The sequence below is a fragment of the Pseudomonas amygdali genome (genome assembly GCF_002699855.1).
Classification (GTDB): Bacteria; Pseudomonadota; Gammaproteobacteria; order Pseudomonadales; family Pseudomonadaceae; genus Aquipseudomonas; species Aquipseudomonas amygdali.
This window is the reverse complement of the sequence record NZ_LKBW01000164.1, coordinates 1-2,212: the sequence shown is the minus strand read 5'-3', so window position 1 is coordinate 2,212 and position 2,212 is coordinate 1. Positions and strand designations below refer to the sequence as shown.

At 45.5% G+C, this 2,212-nt stretch carries 4 protein-coding genes and 2 pseudogenes; 5 read left to right on the top strand and 1 reads right to left on the bottom strand.

Features of this window, described 5'->3' with window-relative positions; translation table 11 throughout:
* The 5 genes and pseudogenes from AO277_RS12735 to AO277_RS29425 all read left to right on the top strand — a co-directional run.
* Window positions 1-375: pseudogene (locus AO277_RS12735) on the top strand (hypothetical protein); the annotation flags it as partial.
* Complete coding sequence (locus AO277_RS12730) at window positions 375-848, top strand: lytic transglycosylase (RefSeq protein WP_099259004.1); 474 nt, start codon at window positions 375-377, stop codon at window positions 846-848. The pseudogene AO277_RS12735 and the gene AO277_RS12730, both read left to right, overlap by 1 nt.
* Before the next feature lie 101 nt (window positions 849-949).
* Window positions 950-1,411 carry an SMI1/KNR4 family protein gene (locus AO277_RS12725; protein WP_099259006.1) on the top strand — a complete coding sequence of 154 codons (462 nt, stop codon included), beginning with the start codon at window positions 950-952 and terminating at the stop codon, window positions 1,409-1,411.
* A gap of 138 nt (window positions 1,412-1,549) precedes the next feature.
* Complete coding sequence (locus AO277_RS29120; RefSeq protein ID WP_236691254.1) at window positions 1,550-1,705, top strand: contact-dependent growth inhibition system immunity protein; 156 nt, start codon at window positions 1,550-1,552, stop codon at window positions 1,703-1,705.
* Between the two features lie 19 nt (window positions 1,706-1,724).
* The gene (locus AO277_RS29425) at window positions 1,725-1,853 is read left to right on the top strand and encodes a hypothetical protein (protein ID WP_306600204.1); all 129 of its coding nucleotides are present in this window, start codon (window positions 1,725-1,727) and stop codon (window positions 1,851-1,853) included.
* A gap of 79 nt (window positions 1,854-1,932) precedes the next feature.
* Here AO277_RS29425 and AO277_RS12715 read toward each other — a convergent pair.
* Window positions 1,933-2,212 (bottom strand): annotated as a pseudogene (locus tag AO277_RS12715) (membrane-bound PQQ-dependent dehydrogenase, glucose/quinate/shikimate family); the annotation flags it as partial.

Below are 2,212 nucleotides of genomic sequence, written 5' to 3'. Positions count from 1 at the left end.
AACGAGTTTAATAGAGTTCAATCAAAAAATCACCCCTACAATGAGGTCTACATACAGAGGCCTGACGGCAATGGCTATTACCGACTAGACTCATACAACCCAACAACTGGGGAAATCATATCACGTAAATTAACTCAATTTTCAAAGATATCTGAATCCACCGCCAAAAGCTATATAAATGAAGCAATATCAAAGTACCCGAGCGGCTCTACTATAGCGAATGTTCCATCCAGCGGCTCTTTGGCAGGACAAAAATTACAGGGCGCTTTGATACTGGAAGTCCCACCTCAAACAGGTATAATACCCCAAACTATTTTAGACTCTGCAGACAAAGCAGGAGTTTTAATAAGAGATATCAACGGAAAGGTGTATTGATGAGTCCTTCTATTTTTTATTGCAAGTCCTGGTTTCGCCTCAAGCATCGTGCAATCGACCCTATGGACGAGGCTACCGCCAACGCTTTGCATTTGGCTAAAAAGCCTTATACAGCGTTGATAGGCTCAGACTCTAAACCAGCTTGTTTCGTAGAAATGATTTTAGACAAGAACATGGTGGGCGTTGGATTTCTGGATGACCATCAGCGCGAATACCTTACCTATCAGTTTCAATGCCTGGATTCAGAAACGCTTTTCCTCACGATGGCAACCCATCGTGAATTTGATGACGCTGGGAAAATCTCAGTTGGAACCAGCTACATCTTCAAAGAAAGCGGCGAGCTTTTGATTCGTCGGGAGCAGCTAAACCCACATAAGCTTGAGGTAGCCAAATCGCATTTCGAGCCTAAAGACAATTACGAAAAAATCCCCGAGTTCGGCGATTACTCAAACGTAACCAAAGTCAACAGATGAGCGTGGAAAGCCTCTAAAAAATACTGAACTATTTGAATTTTCAGGAGCAGATACAAGAGGTGGAACTAGATTTAACTGCGCGAATACTCACGAGTAATGAAATGACTAATTTGACAGCATTTGATCTTGGAAACCTTATAAAGACACATGAGAATGTAGCAGCATTTGGAACACCTGCCGACGCTGTGGCCGATGAGTTGATTATTAAGGCAGAACAGCGTTTAGGTCACCCACTGCCTGACTCCTACAAATGGTTTTTACGAAATTATGCGGGAAGAGAAGTAGGCACCGAGGAGATTTACAGTATCTACGGCATGGACTTCGATGACATACAGGGTGGAGATATTGTCTTCCAACATATTAACGGACTCAAAAACAAGTCGACCACCCCAGAAAAATTGGTCATCAGCAGAACGGACCTGGGCGAAGTTTTCTTCTTTGACTATAACACTTACAAAAACAATGAATACCAGATCTTCTTGAAAATACCTTCAGGAGCAGCGATCCTCTATGCAGCGAATTTTTATGAGTATCTTGTCAAAAGAATAATCGCCCATTCCTAAACGCAAAGCCAAACTGCAGCCTAATAACATCCCACCAACAATTCCGCCTCGCCCATTCATATCAAATAGATTCGCACCTTATATCATCAATTATCAAAAATTGAAGCCTGCCCCAATAACAAAAAGCCGGACATCCTCATGAAAACAGATCAATACGCCAACCTGAGCCGATTACTAGGCTGCTATTTTCATCAGGACTGGACGGAAGAGTTCTCGGACAGCAATCACGTGTTTGAAGAGATCGTAAAATGTGAACCCTTGAGCTGTTTGCGAGATAGCGTAAAAAGAAATTGAGCATCTGTTAAGCCAGCCCATGACAGAAACAGACTACAGCGAAATAATGGCAACCACATTGGGGTGCTATTTCGAGCCCAGCAGTGAACACACTCATTATTCGGATTGGCTATCCAAAATGGCCATTTACTTCACAAGCCAACAATAGCATCCATCTGTCCGCAAGACATCCAGCATGTGACATGACAAATCGAGGGGCAAAATCTGCCCCTCAACGTTGAAGCACGTTACTTGGGTAACGCGTAGGCAATCACGTAATCGCCACGATCCGGCGATTGGCGTGCACCGCCGGCGGTGAGCAGGATGTACTGCTTGCCGGTTTTGGGCGACACGTAGGTCATCGGGCCGGACTGGCTGCCGACTGGCAGACGGGCCTTCCAGATTTCGTTGCCGTTGCCGCTGTCGAAGGCACGCAGGTAGAAGTCCTGGGTACCGGCGAAGAACAGCAGGCCCGACTGGGTAGACAACGAAGCGCCCAGCGTCGGCATGCCAATCGGAATCGGCAGG